9 protein-coding genes are annotated in these 15,491 nt (G+C 66.7%); all 9 read right to left on the reverse strand.

Translation table 11 applies throughout. From position 1 onward, the window contains the following. Window positions 1-150 precede the first annotated feature (150 nt). The 9 genes from K343_RS0109070 to K343_RS0109120 all read right to left on the reverse strand — a co-directional run bounded on the left by K343_RS0109070 (window position 151) and on the right by K343_RS0109120 (window position 15,309). The gene (locus K343_RS0109070) at window positions 151-1,437 is read right to left on the reverse strand and encodes a M20/M25/M40 family metallo-hydrolase (protein WP_084615793.1); all 1,287 of its coding nucleotides are present in this window, start codon (window positions 1,435-1,437) and stop codon (window positions 151-153) included. Window positions 1,438-1,646: 209 nt separating this feature from the next. After that, entirely contained in the window at window positions 1,647-2,513 is an 867-nt protein-coding gene (locus K343_RS0109075) for a D-amino acid aminotransferase (protein ID WP_028007802.1), read from the reverse strand. Between the two features lie 150 nt (window positions 2,514-2,663). Beyond that, window positions 2,664-3,827 (reverse strand): HupE/UreJ family protein, encoded by a 1,164-nt coding sequence (locus tag K343_RS0109080; RefSeq protein ID WP_161628869.1) that lies wholly within the window; start codon window positions 3,825-3,827, stop codon window positions 2,664-2,666. Window positions 3,828-3,921: 94 nt separating this feature from the next. Next, window positions 3,922-5,310, reverse strand: a complete 1,389-nt coding sequence (locus K343_RS0109085) for a CapA family protein (protein WP_051278102.1) — start codon at window positions 5,308-5,310, stop codon at window positions 3,922-3,924. 297 nt (window positions 5,311-5,607) lie between these two features. Beyond that, window positions 5,608-8,577: a TonB-dependent receptor domain-containing protein gene (locus tag K343_RS0109095; RefSeq protein WP_028007806.1), complete on the reverse strand. Its 2,970-nt coding sequence runs from the start codon at window positions 8,575-8,577 to the stop codon at window positions 5,608-5,610. Between the two features lie 625 nt (window positions 8,578-9,202). Next, window positions 9,203-10,138, reverse strand: a complete 936-nt coding sequence (locus K343_RS0109100; RefSeq protein ID WP_211226200.1) for a LysR family transcriptional regulator — start codon at window positions 10,136-10,138, stop codon at window positions 9,203-9,205. Between the two features lie 259 nt (window positions 10,139-10,397). Beyond that, the gene (locus tag K343_RS0109105) at window positions 10,398-11,891 is read right to left on the reverse strand and encodes a M81 family metallopeptidase (protein WP_043112478.1); all 1,494 of its coding nucleotides are present in this window, start codon (window positions 11,889-11,891) and stop codon (window positions 10,398-10,400) included. A gap of 161 nt (window positions 11,892-12,052) precedes the next feature. Then, on the reverse strand, window positions 12,053-13,561 hold the full coding sequence (locus tag K343_RS0109110) for a M81 family metallopeptidase (protein WP_043112479.1): 1,509 nt from the start codon (window positions 13,559-13,561) through the stop codon (window positions 12,053-12,055). Window positions 13,562-13,803: 242 nt separating this feature from the next. Next, window positions 13,804-15,309 (reverse strand): M81 family metallopeptidase, encoded by a 1,506-nt coding sequence (locus tag K343_RS0109120; RefSeq protein ID WP_043112481.1) that lies wholly within the window; start codon window positions 15,307-15,309, stop codon window positions 13,804-13,806. Between the last annotated feature and the right edge of the window lie 182 nt (window positions 15,310-15,491).

Genomic DNA, 15,491 nt, shown 5'->3' on the forward strand with positions numbered 1-15,491 from the left:
CCGCACGAGGCACGCGCCGCACGAGGCACGCGCCGCACGAGGCACGCGCCGCACGAGGCACGCGCCGCACGAAAAAGCCCGGAAGGCCTGCGCCTTCCGGGCTTTTTTTCGACAGCGGCGACGGCGCGGGGCCGTCGCCGCCATGGCCGCCTATTTCACGCCGGCCAGCATCAGCACGGTCGCCAGACCGAGCGACATGCTGTGCACGTCCTGCGGCTTGTCGAGCTGCACGTACTCGTCGAGCGAATGCGCGCGCGAGCTTTCGAAGCCGCCGCCGAGCGTCAGGGCCTCGATGCCCAGGCTCATCGGCACGTTGGAGTCCGTCGAGCTGCTGCCGAACTGCGGTTCGATGCCGCCGGCGCGCGACACGGCGCTCGCGATCCTGCTGATGCTCTTGTCGAGATCGGTGTGGCCGACCGGACGGTCGCCGACCGCTTCGAGCTTGTAGGCGACTTCGCCCTTCGCCGTCGAACGGGCCGCGTTCTCGGCCGCGACTGCCTTCGGCAGGATCGCCAGGAACTGCTGTTCGAGCGCGTCGAGCTCGGCCTTGCCGGCGGAGCGCATGTCGACGGTCATCGACATCGCGAACGGAATCGAGTTGACCGAGGTGCCGCCTTCGATCAGACCGACGTTGTAGGTCGTTTTCGGCGTCTTCGGCACCTGGATCTTGCCGAACTCCTCGATCGCCTGACCGAGCGCGAACGCCGGGCTGACGAGGCCGAACGCGCCGAAGCTGTGCCCGCCCGGACCGGTGAACGTGACCTTGTAGCGCTTGGAACCGACGCCGCCGTTCGTGATGCGGCCGGCGTGGCCCGGCTCGAACGAGATGAAGTAGCCGATGCGGTCCTTGTACTTGCTCTTGTTGAACAGGTAGCGCGTGCCGCGCAGATCGCCCGGGCCTTCCTCGCCGACGTTGCCGACGAACAGGATGTCGGAGCGGGTCTTGAAGCCGGCGGCGTCCATCGCGCGAACGAACGCGAGCAGCACCGGCAGGCTGCTGGTGTCGTCGCCGATGCCCGGCGCGTGCAGGGTGTGGCCTTCGCGGCGGACCTTCACGTCGGTGCCGGCCGGAAACACCGTGTCCAGATGCGCGGCGATCACCACCAGCGGGCCCGAGCCGGTACCCTTGCGCAGGCCCATGACGTTGCCGACCTCGTCCATCTCGACGTCGGAGAGGCCGTGCTCCTGCAGCATGCGCTGGTAGACGCGCGCACGTTGCTCTTCCTTGAACGGCGGCGCCTCGATCTCGGTCAGCGTGACGATGTCACCGACGATGCGCTCGTAGTCCTTGTCGATCTGCGCGGTCGCGGTCTTGAACTTGCCGCTGGCGAGCAGACGCGACGCGTCCTTGTCGTAGTTCGTGCCGGCGGCGTGTGCCGACAGCGTCATCGAGAGCAACAGGCCGCCGAGTGCGGCGCCGGTCCATTTCCTGTCCATCAAAGTCTTCACTCCTGTCTTCGGGATGCGGCCTTGCGCGCGGATCGTCCGATGCCGCGGCGCGTGCCCTGAACGCTAGCGCAGGCCGCCCGGCGACCACCAATCACCAGTGCGCGACCTGCCATAACCGGAACAAATGGCGGGCGCCGCGCCCCGTCACCGGGACGGCCGGCGCGGCGCCTCCCCTGCCGGCCCGGATGCCTGAGCCTTCAGCCGAGGTTGCAGATCTTGCGCTTGTAGGCGAGGAAGTAGCCGGCCAGCTCCTTCCAGACCGGCCCCGGCCGGCCGCCGCCGACGGCGCGGCCTTCGAGCGCGACGATCGGCAGCACGTCCTTCGTCGAGCTGGTGATCCACAGCTCGTCGGCCGCTTCCAGCTCGGCCTTGGTGACCTCGCGCTCCTCGATCGGCAGACCGTGCTGGCGGCAGATCTCGACCGTCAGGTTGCGTGTCACGCCGGCGAGAATGCGGTTGCTGATCGGCGGCGTCGCAATGCGGCCGTTCTTGACGACGAACACATTGGTCGACGAGCCCTCGGTCACGCAGCCGTTGCGCGTCAGGATCACCTCGGCGGCACCGACGACCTGGGCCATCTGCCGGAACAGGATGTTCGGCAGCAGCGCGACCGACTTGATGTCGCAGCGGTCCCAGCGGTTGTCCTCGCGCGTCAGCGCCTTGGCGCCGACCGCGCTGTCCGGGTTGTGCAGCGGCGACAGGCTCAGCGGCGAAGCACTCATGAACACCGTCGGCGGCACGGCCGGCACCGGGAACACGTGATCGCGCTTCGCCGCCGTGCCGCGCGTCACCTGCACGTAGATCGAGACATTGCCGCCGCCGTTGCGGCTGACGATCTCGCCGCACAGCGCGCGCCACTGCTCGCGCGGATGCGGATTGTCGATCTGCAGCTCGCGCATCGAGCGCTCAAGGCGCTGCAGATGCTCCTCGATACGGAACGGCACGCCGTTGAAGACCGGCACGACTTCATAGACGCCGTCGGCGAACAGGAAGCCGCGGTCGAGCGGCGAGATGCGCGCCTCCGCGGCATCGACGAACTGACCATCCAGATAAACCGTATTCATGCTCAAAACCTGATCCTGATGTTTCGGTGGGTCCGCTGCCCTGCCCGCGTCCGGCGCGCCGCCCGGGAGCGGCAGGCCGGCGCGGGCCGTGCAAAGGATGATGAGGGGAATCTCGCCGTCGTCGATGTCGGGTGCGCAGGACGTCGCGGCTCAGAAGGCACGCAGATAGAACCACACGGCGGCGCAGGCGCAAACCGCGGCCGAGCCGCCCCGCACCACGCCGATCCGGTAAAAACGCGTCGCGCGCAGCCGGTACGCGAGCGGGAAGAACACGGCGACGATCGCCAGCTGGCCGATTTCGACGCCGAGGTTGAAGGCGACCAGCGGACGCCAGATCTGCTGCGAACCGAGATCCAGCTCGGACAGCACGCTGGCGAAACCGAAGCCGTGCAGCAGGCCGAACGCGAACGCGAGCCAGGCCCCGCTGATACCGGCCGTGCGCGGCAGGAAGTTGTAGGCCGCGGCGATGAAGACCGACGCGGCGATCGCCGATTCGACGAAGTGGCTCGGCAGGTGCACCCAGCCGAGCACCGCGCAGCTCAGGGTGATCGAGTGCGCGAGCGTGAACGCGGTGACGATGGTCGTCACGCGCAGGATCGCCGGCATCAGCGTCGGCACCGGCGCGCGGCCCGAGGCCGTGCGCGTGAACACGGCCGGGATCAGCAGGGCGATCAGGAACAGGATGTGGTCGTAGCCGATCCAGATGTGCCAGACACCGGATTTCAGGAACTGCCAGAAGCCACGGCCGCCGCTCGCCCGGTGCGAGAACGGCTGATAGGCGGTGCCGACCGTGAACACCACTTCCTCGGGCTCCGCGTCGCCCCAGACGATCTTGGCCAGGCACTGGTGCTGCAGATCGTCCTCGAAGAACAGCGTATAGCCGATGTCGAGCTGTTCGATCGCGGCCGGCGCATCCGACTTGAAGCCGGCGATGACGAAGTCCTCGCCGTTCTGCACCGCGTCGACGATGCCGTCGTAATCGAGCAGCTGCTCGTGCCCGTTGGCGACGAGCTTGAGTCGCTGGCGGACATAGTCGCCGACCTCGTCGTGCCGCGCGGCGAGCGCGGCGCGCAGTTGCTCCGGCGGGGCGCCGACATCGAGCTTCAGCGCCAGCGCGACGTCGATCAGGCTCATCACCAGCCGCCCCTCGACATGTCCGCCGTCGACCTGCACGGTCAGGTACGACTGGCTGCCGGCGTGCGCGGACACCGCCGCCGGCAGCAGCGCCGCGAGCAGCAGCGCGAGGGCCGCGAGCCCGCAGCGCCAGAACCGGCCCAGCGCCTGCCACACCGTCGTCGAAACCTGCGCGTTCATGATGCGTGGGTCCATCGTCTGCCCGGCTGGTCCGGACCGGCACCGGGCCGGACGCCGCGACACGCTGCGCGGCGCCGGCCGGCGCGGCCGTTGCTCAGTCGGTCTTCCAGCTGGCGTAGCCGACGCCGTCCTTGACCGTGATCTTCACGCCGTACGGCTCGGACAGCTTGGTGATGTCCTCGAGAATCTGCGCCGCTTCCGCGCCGGTCGCCGGATACGGCTGGCCGCGCTGCGGACGCGAGCGGCCGAAGCCGAGTGCGACCGGATGCAGCTTGATGCCCTTGAGCGTGCGGTCGTCCTTGTAGATCACCTCGGCGACCACCGACTGCCAGTACTTGCGGCCGGCCGGGAACCCGACCGTGTCGTTCTTCGAACGCTTGCTGTAGTAATCGCTCGGCAGCGCCGACTCCGGCAGCTCGGTCTTCTCGTAGTTCTCGGCCGGCTGGAACGCAACCAGATCGTTCTCGAAGATGAAGTTCGCCATCGAGTAGAAGATCGGCTTGCCCTTGTAGACCTCGATGCCGCGCAGGATATGCGGGCCGTGGCCGACGACGACATCGGCACCGGCGTCGATCATCGCGTGCGCGAACTCGACGAGGAAGTCGGCGGGCTGCGTCGGATCGCTCGGCGTCTTGTACTCGTGCGAATGCACCGAGACCATCACCCAGTCCGCCTGCTGGCGCGCGTCGCGCACGCTGGCGGCGAGTTCGGCGAGATCGCGGGCATTGGCCTTGGACACCACGCCGACGGTCGCGCCGACCGCGAACGTCGCATTGCCGATGCGCAGCGTGTCCTGGCCGTCGACCTTCATCGCCCGCCCCATCGGCTTGAGCGAATCGAAAGTCTGCTGCGTGACGGAGTAGGTCTCCTCGTGACCGAGCGGATTGATGCCCGGACGGCCCGGCAGATCCTTGCGCTGCGCGCCGGCGCCGATCGCCGACGGGAAGCTCGACGAGGTCGAGATCAGCGCGACGCGGCCGCGGCGCGTGTCGAGATAGCCCGGCGCCCGCGCGAACGCGAGATTGCTGCCGGCACCGGCGTAGATCAGATCGGTCTTCGACAGCGCGTCGACCGTCATCATCAGGCCTTCGGCACCGTAGTCATTGCCGTGGTTGTTGGCGAGGCCGAGCAGATCGAAGCCCGCCCACTCCAGTTCCTTGGCGACGAACGGCGGCGACGCCATGTAGGTGCCGCCGCTCTCGGCGGCGCCCGGCATGTTGTACGGATGGATCAGCGTCTCGAAATTGGTGAACGCCGCGTCGGCACCGCGGATCAGGCCGAACATCGCGTCCTTGCCCGGCGCCTCGTAGACCGACAGGCGGCGGTTGATGATCGAGTCGCCGGTCAGGGCGAACACCGTCTCGTCCGCGGCCCCGGCGGCCGACTGCCAGGCACGATCGGCCTTGGCGCCGAACGCCGCCGGCGCCGCCAGCACGGCAGCCCCCATCAGACAGGCGGAGAGGCTGAAGGTCACTGCGCGCATAAGAACTCCAGGTTGAAGGCGCTGCGTATAAAAGCCATCGACGTCGAGAAGCGATCACGCGACGGCACATGAAGGAACTTGGGGCGGCGATACCGGCGGCCGCGTTGAAGACAGTAGCCCGGTCCCGCGGTGGCCGGCTTCACCGCCTGGCCCGGGATTGCCGATCCGCGCAACAAGCAGTCTGCCGCAATCGACGTCCGGACAAACCTCACCTCGGAATCAGCCACCGTCATCCGGCAATCCCGTGAACCGCGAAACCCGGGCCAACGTCGGCCCGGGTTTCGCGACCACCTACCCTCAGAAGTTCTTGCTCAGGCGCACCGTCCAGGTACGGCCGACGGCGATGCTGTTGTAGACCGTCGGGTCGTAGCCGGCCGTGTCCGGGGTGAGCGGCGGCTTCTCGTTCGTCAGGTTCTTCACGCCGACGCGCACCGTCAGGCCGTCCAGCCATGCCGAATCGGAGATGAAGCTGCGCGACACGAAGCCGTTGTAGGTGATGTTGTCGTCAACCTTCCAGTAGTTCACACCACCGACCGTCTTGACGTAGCCCGGCACCTTGCCGTCCCAGGTCGAGTCCGGCGTGAAGACTGCCGACGTATCGGCATACTCGCCGATGTAGTACGCCGACAGACCGGCCGACCAGAGGTCGTGCGTCCAGGACAGCGCCGCGGAACCGCGCAGGCGGGTGTTACCGTCGGCGCCGAGCAGCACGCTCGACACGCCGGTCAGACCGCCGGTCTGCGTGAACTTGTCGAGATAGGTCCAGTCCGTCGAGAACGTGACCTTGCCCCAGGTGAAGCGCGGCAGGTTGTAGGTGATGTTGAAGTCATAACCCGCGACTTCCTGCTGGTCGGCGTTGGTGAACGGCGTGTTGGTATTGACCAGCTGGCCGACCGGCGCGAGCCATTCCGACTGATCCTTGCCGGCGTTGTAGGCGGCGAAGGTATCGCGATCTTCCTGCGTCACTGCGTCGCGGGTGATGTTCGGGTTGCCCTGATAGCCGGCGGTCCCGCTGCCAAGATCGATGTCCTCCAGCGCCACGCCCGCAGCGAGCGCCGCCTGCGTCGCGGCACGCAGACGCGCGGCGTCGTCGTTGCGCAGCTGGTTGGCGTTCGGCGTCGCGATGACGTCGTCCATCTTGATCTTGAAGTAGTCCACCGAGAAGCGCAGACCGTCAACCTTCGGCACGTCGACGACGACACCCAGCGTCATGCCCTGCGAGGTCTCGGGGCCGAGTTCGCCGAGCGCGCCGCTGGTCTGCAGGCGCGGCGACGAGCCGCCACCGGCGATACCCGTGCGATACGGATCGGTATACGACGTGGTCGTGGTGCGCTGGTAGTTCATCATCGCCAGATTCGGCGCGCGGAAGCCCTCGTTGTACGAGGCGCGGATCATCACCGGCTCGAGCGGACGGTAGTCCAGCGTGAACTTCGGGTTGGAGGTGCTGCCGAAGTCGCTGTAGTGCTCGTAACGCAGCGAGGCACCGACCGAGAGGCTGTACAGGCCGGGAATGTTGTTGCCCGGCGTGGCCAGCGGAATGACGGTTTCGGCGAAGCCGGCCATCACGCCGCGCGTGTCGTAGATGTTGGCGACCGGCGAGGCCTGCACGAAGTCGTTATTGGTCGGATCGAGGCCGAGCGCATTGCCCTCGTAGTTCAGGCCAACATACTGCGGGCGGTACAGCGCGTAGTCCTCGTGACGGTACTCGCCGCCGAGGGCGACCTGCACCGGGCCGGCCCACAGATCGAACAGCTCGCCGGTCACGCGCGCGTCGACCGTGGCGAGGATGTCGCGACCGGTCTGGCGGAACTTCTGCGAGAAGCTGTCGATGACCGCCGGATCGTTGACGTAGACGCTGGTCGGAACCGCGGCGGTGCCCGTGCCGGCGAAGTTGTAGCCGAACGGGTTGTAGAGGCCCGCGGCAACCGCCGCCTGCATGGCGCTCTCGCGAATCGCGTTCTGCGAGGTGTCATGCGTACCGTTGCGCGAGTAAGTCGCGGCCGACTCCCAGTTCCAGCGCGAGCTGAGATTGCCACGGCCGCCGAACACGAAGCGGTAGGCCAGGGTATCGGTCTTGACGCGCTCGTTGCCGTTGTCGACAAAGCGGTAGTTGTTGAGCGTCACCGCCGCCCCGAACGGATTGAACGGATTGTCGGCGGCAATGACGATCGCCCGGTCGGCGGTGCTGCTGTACGCAACCGGCGGGCGCTCCATCGTCGACTGCGCCGAGTACAGCAGCGCCTCGCCGAACAGGCTGAAGTTGTCGGTCACCTGGTAATCGAGCTGGTTGAACCAGTTGAAGCGCGTCGTCTCCGGCAGCGAGTAGCCGGCGTTCATGTCGTAGTACGCGTCCTTCGAATACTCGCCCTGCCGGTCCGGGGCGGTGGCGCTGACGACCGCCGTGCCGTTGCCGTTCGGCACCAGATAACGCTTGCCGGTGCCGGCGATGGTGAAGATCGGATACTGGCTCGACGCGTTGCGGTCGAAGAACGGACCGTTGACGGCATTGAAGCCGTACGGCGCGCGCGACACCTTGTTCGAGTCGCCGCCGACGTCTTCGCTGAGCAGGGCATCGCGGTCGTAGGCGTCGAACGTGGAAATCCAGTGCAGCTGGCCGTCCAGGTAGTAGTCGCCGTGCGTCAGCGTCAGGCGACGCTCGTCACCGGAGCCGATTTCGGTGAAGCCGGCCTGGAACTCGGCCTGATTGCCCTTGAACTTGCTGTCGACGATGAAGTTGACGACGCCGGCGACGGCGTCCGAACCGTAGATCGACGAAGCACCGTCACGCAGCACGTCGACACGCGCCAGGCCGCGTGCCGGCATGGTGTTGGCATTGACCGTCATGTCGGTACCCGACGCGATGCCGTGCGCCGCCATGCGGCGGCCATTGAGCAGCAGCAGCGTCGCACCGGTGCCGAGGCCGCGCATCGCCACGCCGGCCACGTCGCCGCGCGCACCCGCGCCGCCCTGCGTCGATTCGTTGAGCGGCACGCCGGTCACCGCCGGCAGCGCCGTCAGCAGATCGACCGGCGTACCGGCGTCACGCAAATCCATTTCCTCGGTGCTCATCACCGTCACCGGCAGAGCGGCATCGTCCTCGCGGCGGATGCTCGTGCCGGTGACGATGATTTCCTCGACCGCCGCGGCAGCCGGAGCTGCCGGAGCCGCCGGACTGGCGACCTCGGCGGCGGCAGTTTCCATCGGCGCGTCCTGCGCCTGGGCCGAGCACGCGGCAACCGCCGCGATCGTGCCGATCAGAACCTTCACGGCGGAGACGTCCGATGCGCGATGACGCTTTTCATCAACGGACGGCGAAAGATCTTTTGAACTCAACACGCGTACACTCCCATCATTCGATCGGCAAATAGAACGCCACGGATAAAGCGGTCTGTTTGCGATAAGCGGATATTCCGGATTCGGAAATTGGTTTCTTTCCGGCCCTTGTTACTTCGGCTTCCCGTCCCTCGGCAGCGACTCCCTCGCGCCGTGGCTGGCTTCTCAAGCCGCGCTGGTCCATCCGACCCACGCTCTTTCAGTTGCAGACATGTCTTTATCGACGGCCTTTACGTTAGTGAGCCGGTTTGTCTGTCTCCAATGAAAAGATGCTTGCGGCACATAACCGCTTGTTATGCCGCATGAGAGGCCCCGCGCCCGGCGCACCAGCAGCTGCCAGCGCACGGCCCAAAACGAAGCGCACGCGGGAAAAACGCCCCATTTGGGACACGCACGATTCCACAGGCATGGATGACGGTCCCGACGCAGGCGGACCGCATCGAGGCATCGGAGGGCCCGCCGACGCGCTTACGCGGCAGAGTTGGCGAAGTTCGCGTGACGGAATCCGCCGCGCTTGAAGCACGCGACATCGCGTCAGACCATGCGTGGCTTCGCGGCTCTAGGCCGCCCTCGCCGTTTCCTCTGCCGGACGCGCACCGATCAGCTCTTCGGCCTCGGACTGCACGCACTTCAGGAAGGTCTGCTGCACGACGTTGAGCGGCCCGTCGACGCGATGTGCGACGTACAGCCGCAACGGAAAGTGCGGCTCGACGACGCGGATGTCGACCTCGTGTCCGCCGGCGACCGCCGTGAACGGATCGACCAGCGCCATGCCCTCGCCGGCGCTGACCAGCTCCTTGGCGATCTGATAGGTCTGCACCCAGATGGAAATGCGCGGCGGCGGCGTCAGCCGCTCCAGATAGGTCTGCAGCTGGCGCCCGAAGTTGTCCATCATCGCGATTCCGACCAGCGGGCTGTCGGCGAGGCAGTCGATCGAGATCGGCTGCTTGCGCTCCTGCGCCGTCCACGTCCCGGCCGGGGCGATCAGCACCAGCGCGCCGGTGCACAAGGGCCGGCAGCGCACATCCGGATGGTTGAGTTCCTGCAGGGTGAGACCGATATCGGTTTCGCGCAGCACGATCGAGCGGATCATCTCGTTCGAGTGCTGCGTCGACAGCTCGACGGCGGCATTGCTGAAACGCTTACGCAGGCAGGTGATCGCCCGCGGCACGATCGCGTTGGCGAGCGTTGGCGTGCTGACCACGCGCAGCAGTTGCTGATCCGAGCGCGCCAGATTGGCGGCGAGGCGCTGCAGGTCGCGCAGCTCGTCGGAGATGCGCTCGATCTTTTCCTTGAGCAGCACGCTCTCGGGCGTGAGCTGCAGGCGCCCCTTGGCGCGCACGAACAGCGGGAAGCCGAGGCGACGCTCGGCCTGCTGCAGCAGCTTGGTCGCCGCCGGCTGCGAAATGTTCAGGAGCGTTGCCGCACCGGTGAGCGTCCCGGCCTGCACGATGGCCTGGAACATCTCGATGTAGCGGAGTTGCATCGTTGCCATGAGCGTCTTCAACCAGAGGGCCGTGCCCTTCGAAACCGTGTTGCTTGCGTCGGCAACTTCCTTTGTCGGCCGTCCATCGTTCGCGGGCCGCGCGGCGCCGTTATCGATTGCCACGAATGCGCAACATTCGTGCCACGGATCACTCTTTTGGGGCACGAAAAACCGATGTCAGGGAATGCCTTGCGGGAAAACCCCGACAACGAAAAACCCGGCCGATGGGCCGGGTCGGATGAAGCGCCTGTCAGTTCGACGACCGCTGTCAGGGATAGGTCACGTTCTTGCCGTACGGATAGAACTTGTCGATCTTGAGGGTCTTGTACTTGAGCGCCTCGAGCCGGACGGTGCCGACGAAGGGTTGATCCGGCTCGCAGAGCAGGATGGTCTTGGCATAGCCGCTGTCGTAGTAGCCGCGGCGGAAGTGCACGCGCGACTTGATCGCGAACGCCTTGAAGTCCGCCGGATTGATGCCGATGTCGAGGAATTCCTTCGGTTCGAGGTTCTGGTAGAGGTAAGGGCTGATCAGCACGACGTTGCCGTCGCCGAACTTGACGCTGACCCACAGCTGCGACGCGGCGTTGCCGCCGAAGCGGCCGATGCCGCTGCTGACCGTGTGGACCGTGCCGCTGATGCGCACCGGCTTGCCGGCCGACTCGTCGAGACGCCCGCCGATCTCCATGTCGAACGGATCGCCCGGCTTGACGCCCTTCTTGCGCAAGGTCTCGATCGCCTGCTCGTCGGCGATCGTGCCGATCAGTGTGTTGCTCATCTTCTGCGCGACGATCTGCTCGAGCAGCCAGGTCGCGGCGCCGCTGCGGTCGCTGTGATCGGCGAACACGATCGGCGCCTGCTTCTTCGCCAGCGCGTCCTTGGCCAGCTTCACGGCGTCCTTCATCGAATAGACCTTGGTGCCGTGCACGAGCTCGTCGCGCAGACGCCAGGCGGTGTTGGCCATGTCGTCGGCGATGTGGTTCGCCAGTTCCGGCTTGCCGTTGGTCATCACCTGGAAGCACATGCCGGCGTCGACCACGTCGGCGAACGCGAAGCCGTAGTAGAAGTTCACGTAGACGTCCGGCTCGCGCGCCTCCCAGACCAGCGCCCGCTGCACCAGATCCATCCACGGCGAGGCGCCGGTCCACTGCAGCACCGAGGCGGTCAGGATCGGCGGCTTGCGCGTCGCCGTCGTCGGCTTGTAGTCGCCGCGGCAGGCGCGAATCAGCATGCGCGCCGCGCGCTCGCCCTGCAGGCGGTCGTCGTAGTGCGGGTAATACTTGATGCAGAACGCGAAGTCCGCATGGCGCAGGAATTCGGCGTCCTCGTTGCCGTGCGGATCGAAGGTGCCGGCGATGAAGCCCTTGGGACCGAGCACCTCGCGCACGCGGCGCGCGATCTCGGACTCCGCCTTCGGCACGTCGCGCACGCTCATCGCGCCGTGCAGCGACAGATAGGCGCCGTCGAACGGCCCCTGCGCCTTCATGTCGGCGATCATCTTGTTCAGCAGCGTATCGAAGGCATCCTTGGTCACCCAGCCGGACGCCGAGCCACGCTTCGGGAACAGCGGCGATTCGACGCCGACCAGTTCGACGTTGGCGTGCTCGCGCGCCACCTTCACGAAGCCGCTGATGGTGCCGAAGCCGGACTGCAGCAGCGCCTCGCCGCGCGCCGGCGAACCTTCGTAGATAAAGTCGTCGAGCGTGGTGTCGTACGGCAGGAACGTGACGTTCTCGTGCATGAAGTTCATCACGGCGATGCGCAGCGGCTTGCTCGCGTTCGGATTGCCCGGCCGGCCGGCGGCCAGCGCCGAGCCGAACGGCACAGCGGCGAGGCCCGCCATCGCGGACGCGGTCAGGGCGGTTCTTCTGGTGATTTTCATATTGGCTTGGGGATGTGGGTCAGAAGGCGCAGCGATGGCAGACCTCAGGGATAGCTAAGGTTCTTGCCGTACGGATAGAACTTGTCCAGCTGCAGGTGCTGGTAGTGCAGCGCCTCCAGGTGGACGGTGCCGACGAAGGGTTGCTCGGGCTCGCAGAGCAGGATGGTCTTGGCGAAACCGCTGTCGTAGTAGCCACGGCGGAAGTGCACGCGCGACTTGATCGCGAACGCCTTGAAGTCCGCCGGATTGATGCCGAGGTCGGTCCAGGCCTCCGGATCGGTGTTCTGATGCAGGTAGGGGCTGATGATGACGACGTTGCCGTCGCCGAACCTGACGCTGACCCAGAGCTGCGAGCCGCCGCTGCCGACCGCGCCGCCGCCGCGACGCTGCGGCGCGCCGCTGACCGTGTTGACGGTACCGGTGATGCGCACCGGCTTGCCGGCCGAATCGTCGAGACGGCCGCCGATCTCCATGTCGAACGGATCGCCCGGGCGCACGCCCCTCTTGCGCAGCGCCTCGATCGCATCGGCGTCGGCGATGGTGCCGATCAGCGTCTTGCTCATCTTCTGCGCGATGATCTGCTCGAGCAGCCAGGTCGCGGCACCGGTGCGGTCGCTGTGGTCGGCGAACACGATCGGCGTCTGGCCCTTGGCGAGCGCTTCCTTGCCGAGCTTCACCGCGTCCTTCATGTAGTAGACCTTGGTGCCGTGCACGAGCTCGTCGCGCAGGCGCCAGGCGGTGTTCGCCATGTCCTCGGCGATGCGGTTCGCCAGTTCCGGATTGCCGTTGGTGATGGCCTGGAAACACATGCCGGCCTCGGCCGAGTCCATGAACGCGAAGCCGTAGTAAAAATTGACGTAGACGTCCGGCTCCCTCGCCTCCCAGACCAGCGCCCGCTGCACCAGATCCATCCACGGCGACTGGCCCGTCCACTGCAGCACCGACGGCGTGATGATCGGCGGTTTGCGCGTCGCCGTCGCCGGCTTGTAGTCACCGCGCGCGGCGCGGATCAGCACGCGCGCCATGCGCTCGCCCTGCAGGTAGTAGTCGTAGTGCGGGTAATACTTCACGCAGAACGCGAAATCGGCGTGGCGCAGGAACTCGGCGTCCTCGTTGCCGTGCGGATCGAAAGTGCCGCCGATGCAGGCCTTCGGCCCGACCACCTGACGCACGCGCCGCGCCAGCTCCGCTTCCGGCCGCTCGACGCCGCGCACGCCCATCGCGCCGTGCAGCGCGAGGTAAACGACGTCGAACGGCCCCTGGGCTTTCAGCTCGGCGACCATCTTGTCGACGAAGTGGTAGTAGGTCGTCTTGTCGATCCAGCCGGACGCCGTGCCGCGCTTCGGAAACAGCGGCGACTCGATGCCGACCAGCTCGATGTTGGCGTGCTCGCGCGCGACCTTGACGAAGCCGCCGATCGCGCCGCGCGGATCGGAGCCGAGCAAGGCCTCGCCACGCGCCGGCGAGCCTTCGTAGATGAAGTCGTCGAGCGTGGTGTCGTACGGCAGGAAGGTCACCGTCTCGTGCACGAAGTAGATCACGGCGATGCGCAGCGGCTTGCTCGCGTTCAGCGCGCCGCGCTTGTCGGCCGCCTGCACGGCGCCGGCGAACGGCGCCGCCGCGAGTCCCGCCATCGCCGAGGCGGCGAGTACCTTGCGCCGGGTGATCTTCATGAAGCCCTCTCCTGCTGCCCGCCGCAGCGGGTGCGGTGCATGACCGCCGGAACGAAGACGGCGGCGCGATCGACGAACCCGAAGATCCGCATCGCGCCGCCGCGGGGGACCGCGCGCCGCGCTTACGGATAGCTGACGTTCTTGCCGTACGGATAGAACTTGTCGCGCGGCAGATGCTTGTAGTTCAGCGCTTCGAGATGCACGGTGCCGACGAACGGCGTCTCCGGCTCGCAGAGCAGGATGGTCTTGGCGTAGCCGTTGTCGTAGTAGCCGCGGCGGAAGTGCACGCGCGACTTGATCGCGAACGCCTTGAAGTCCGCCGGGTTGATGCCGATCGACAGCCAGGTCTCCGGCTCGGTGTTCTGGTGCAGATACGGGCTGATGATGACGACGTTGCCGTCGCCGAACTTGACGCTGACCCACAGCTGCGAACCGCCGGCCTTGGTGCCGTATTCCGGACGCCCGGCCGCGCCGCTGACCGTGTAGACGGTGCCGGTGATGCGCACCGGCTTGCCCGCCGACGGATCGAGCTTGCCGCCGATCTCCATGTCGAACTTGTCGCCGACCTTGACGCCCTTCTTGCGCAGCGTCTCGATCACGTCGGCATCGGCGATGGTGCCGATCAGCGTATTGCTCATCTTCTGCGCGATGATCTGTTCGAGCAGCCAGGTCGCCGCACCGCTGCGGTCGCTGTGGTCGGCGAAGACGATCGGATACTTGCCGCTGGCGAGCGCTTCCTTGCCGAGCTTCACCGCCTCCTTCATGTAATAGACCTTGGTGCCGTTCACCAGCTGCTCGCGCAGACGCCAGGCGGTGTTGGCCATGTCGTCGGCGATGTGGTTCGCCAGTTCCGGCTTGCCGTTGGTCATCACCTGGAAGCACATGCCGGCATCGACCACATCGGCGAACGCGAAGCCGTAGTAGAAGTTGACGTAGACGTCCGGCTCGCGCGCCTCCCAGACCAGCGCCCGCTGCACCAGATCCATCCACGGCGACGCGCCGGTCCACTGCAGCACCGAGGCGGTCAGGATCGGCGGCTTGCGCGTCGCCGTCGTCGGCTTGTAGTCGCCGCGGCAGGCGCGGATCAGCGTGCGCGCCGCGCGCTCGCCCTGCAGGAAGCCGTCGTAATGCGGGTAATACTTGATCGTGAACGCAAGGTCGGCGTGGCGCAGGAACTCGGCGTCCTCGTTGCCGTGCGGATCGAAGGTGCCGACGATGTAGGCCTTCGGGCCGACCACTTCGCGCACGCGCGCGGCGATGATCGATTCCGGCTTGGCGACGTCGCGCACGCCCATCGCGCCATGCAGCGACAGATAGGCGCCGTCGAACGGGCCCTGCGCCTTGAGGTCGGCGATCATCTTGTCGAGCAGCGTGTCGAACGCTTCCTTGGTGATCCAGCCGGAGCCCGAGCCCTTCTTCGAGCCGAGCGGCGATTCGACGCCGACCAGTTCGACGTTGGCGTGCTCGCGCGCCACCTTCACGAAACCGCCGATGTAGCTGCGCGGCGAGGAGTTCAGCAGCGCTTCGCCGCGCGCCGGCGAACCTTCGTAGATGAAGTCGTCGAGCGTGGTGTCGTACGGTAGGAAGGTCACCGTCTCGTGCGCGAAGTGCATGACGGCGATGCGCAGCGGCTTGGTCGGGCTGACGCGCCCGGCACGCTCGGGTGCAGCAGTCGCGGTGCCGAACGGCACCGCCGCCAGGCCGGCCATGGCCGAAGCCGTCAACACCGAGCGTCGCGTGATTTTCATGATGAGCCCCTGGAAGAACGGAAGAGAAGAAGCGCGGCCACGACGCGGCCGACGCAGACAGA

Source organism: Solimonas flava DSM 18980 (assembly GCF_000426685.1).
Classification (GTDB): domain Bacteria; phylum Pseudomonadota; class Gammaproteobacteria; order Nevskiales; family Nevskiaceae; genus Solimonas; species Solimonas flava.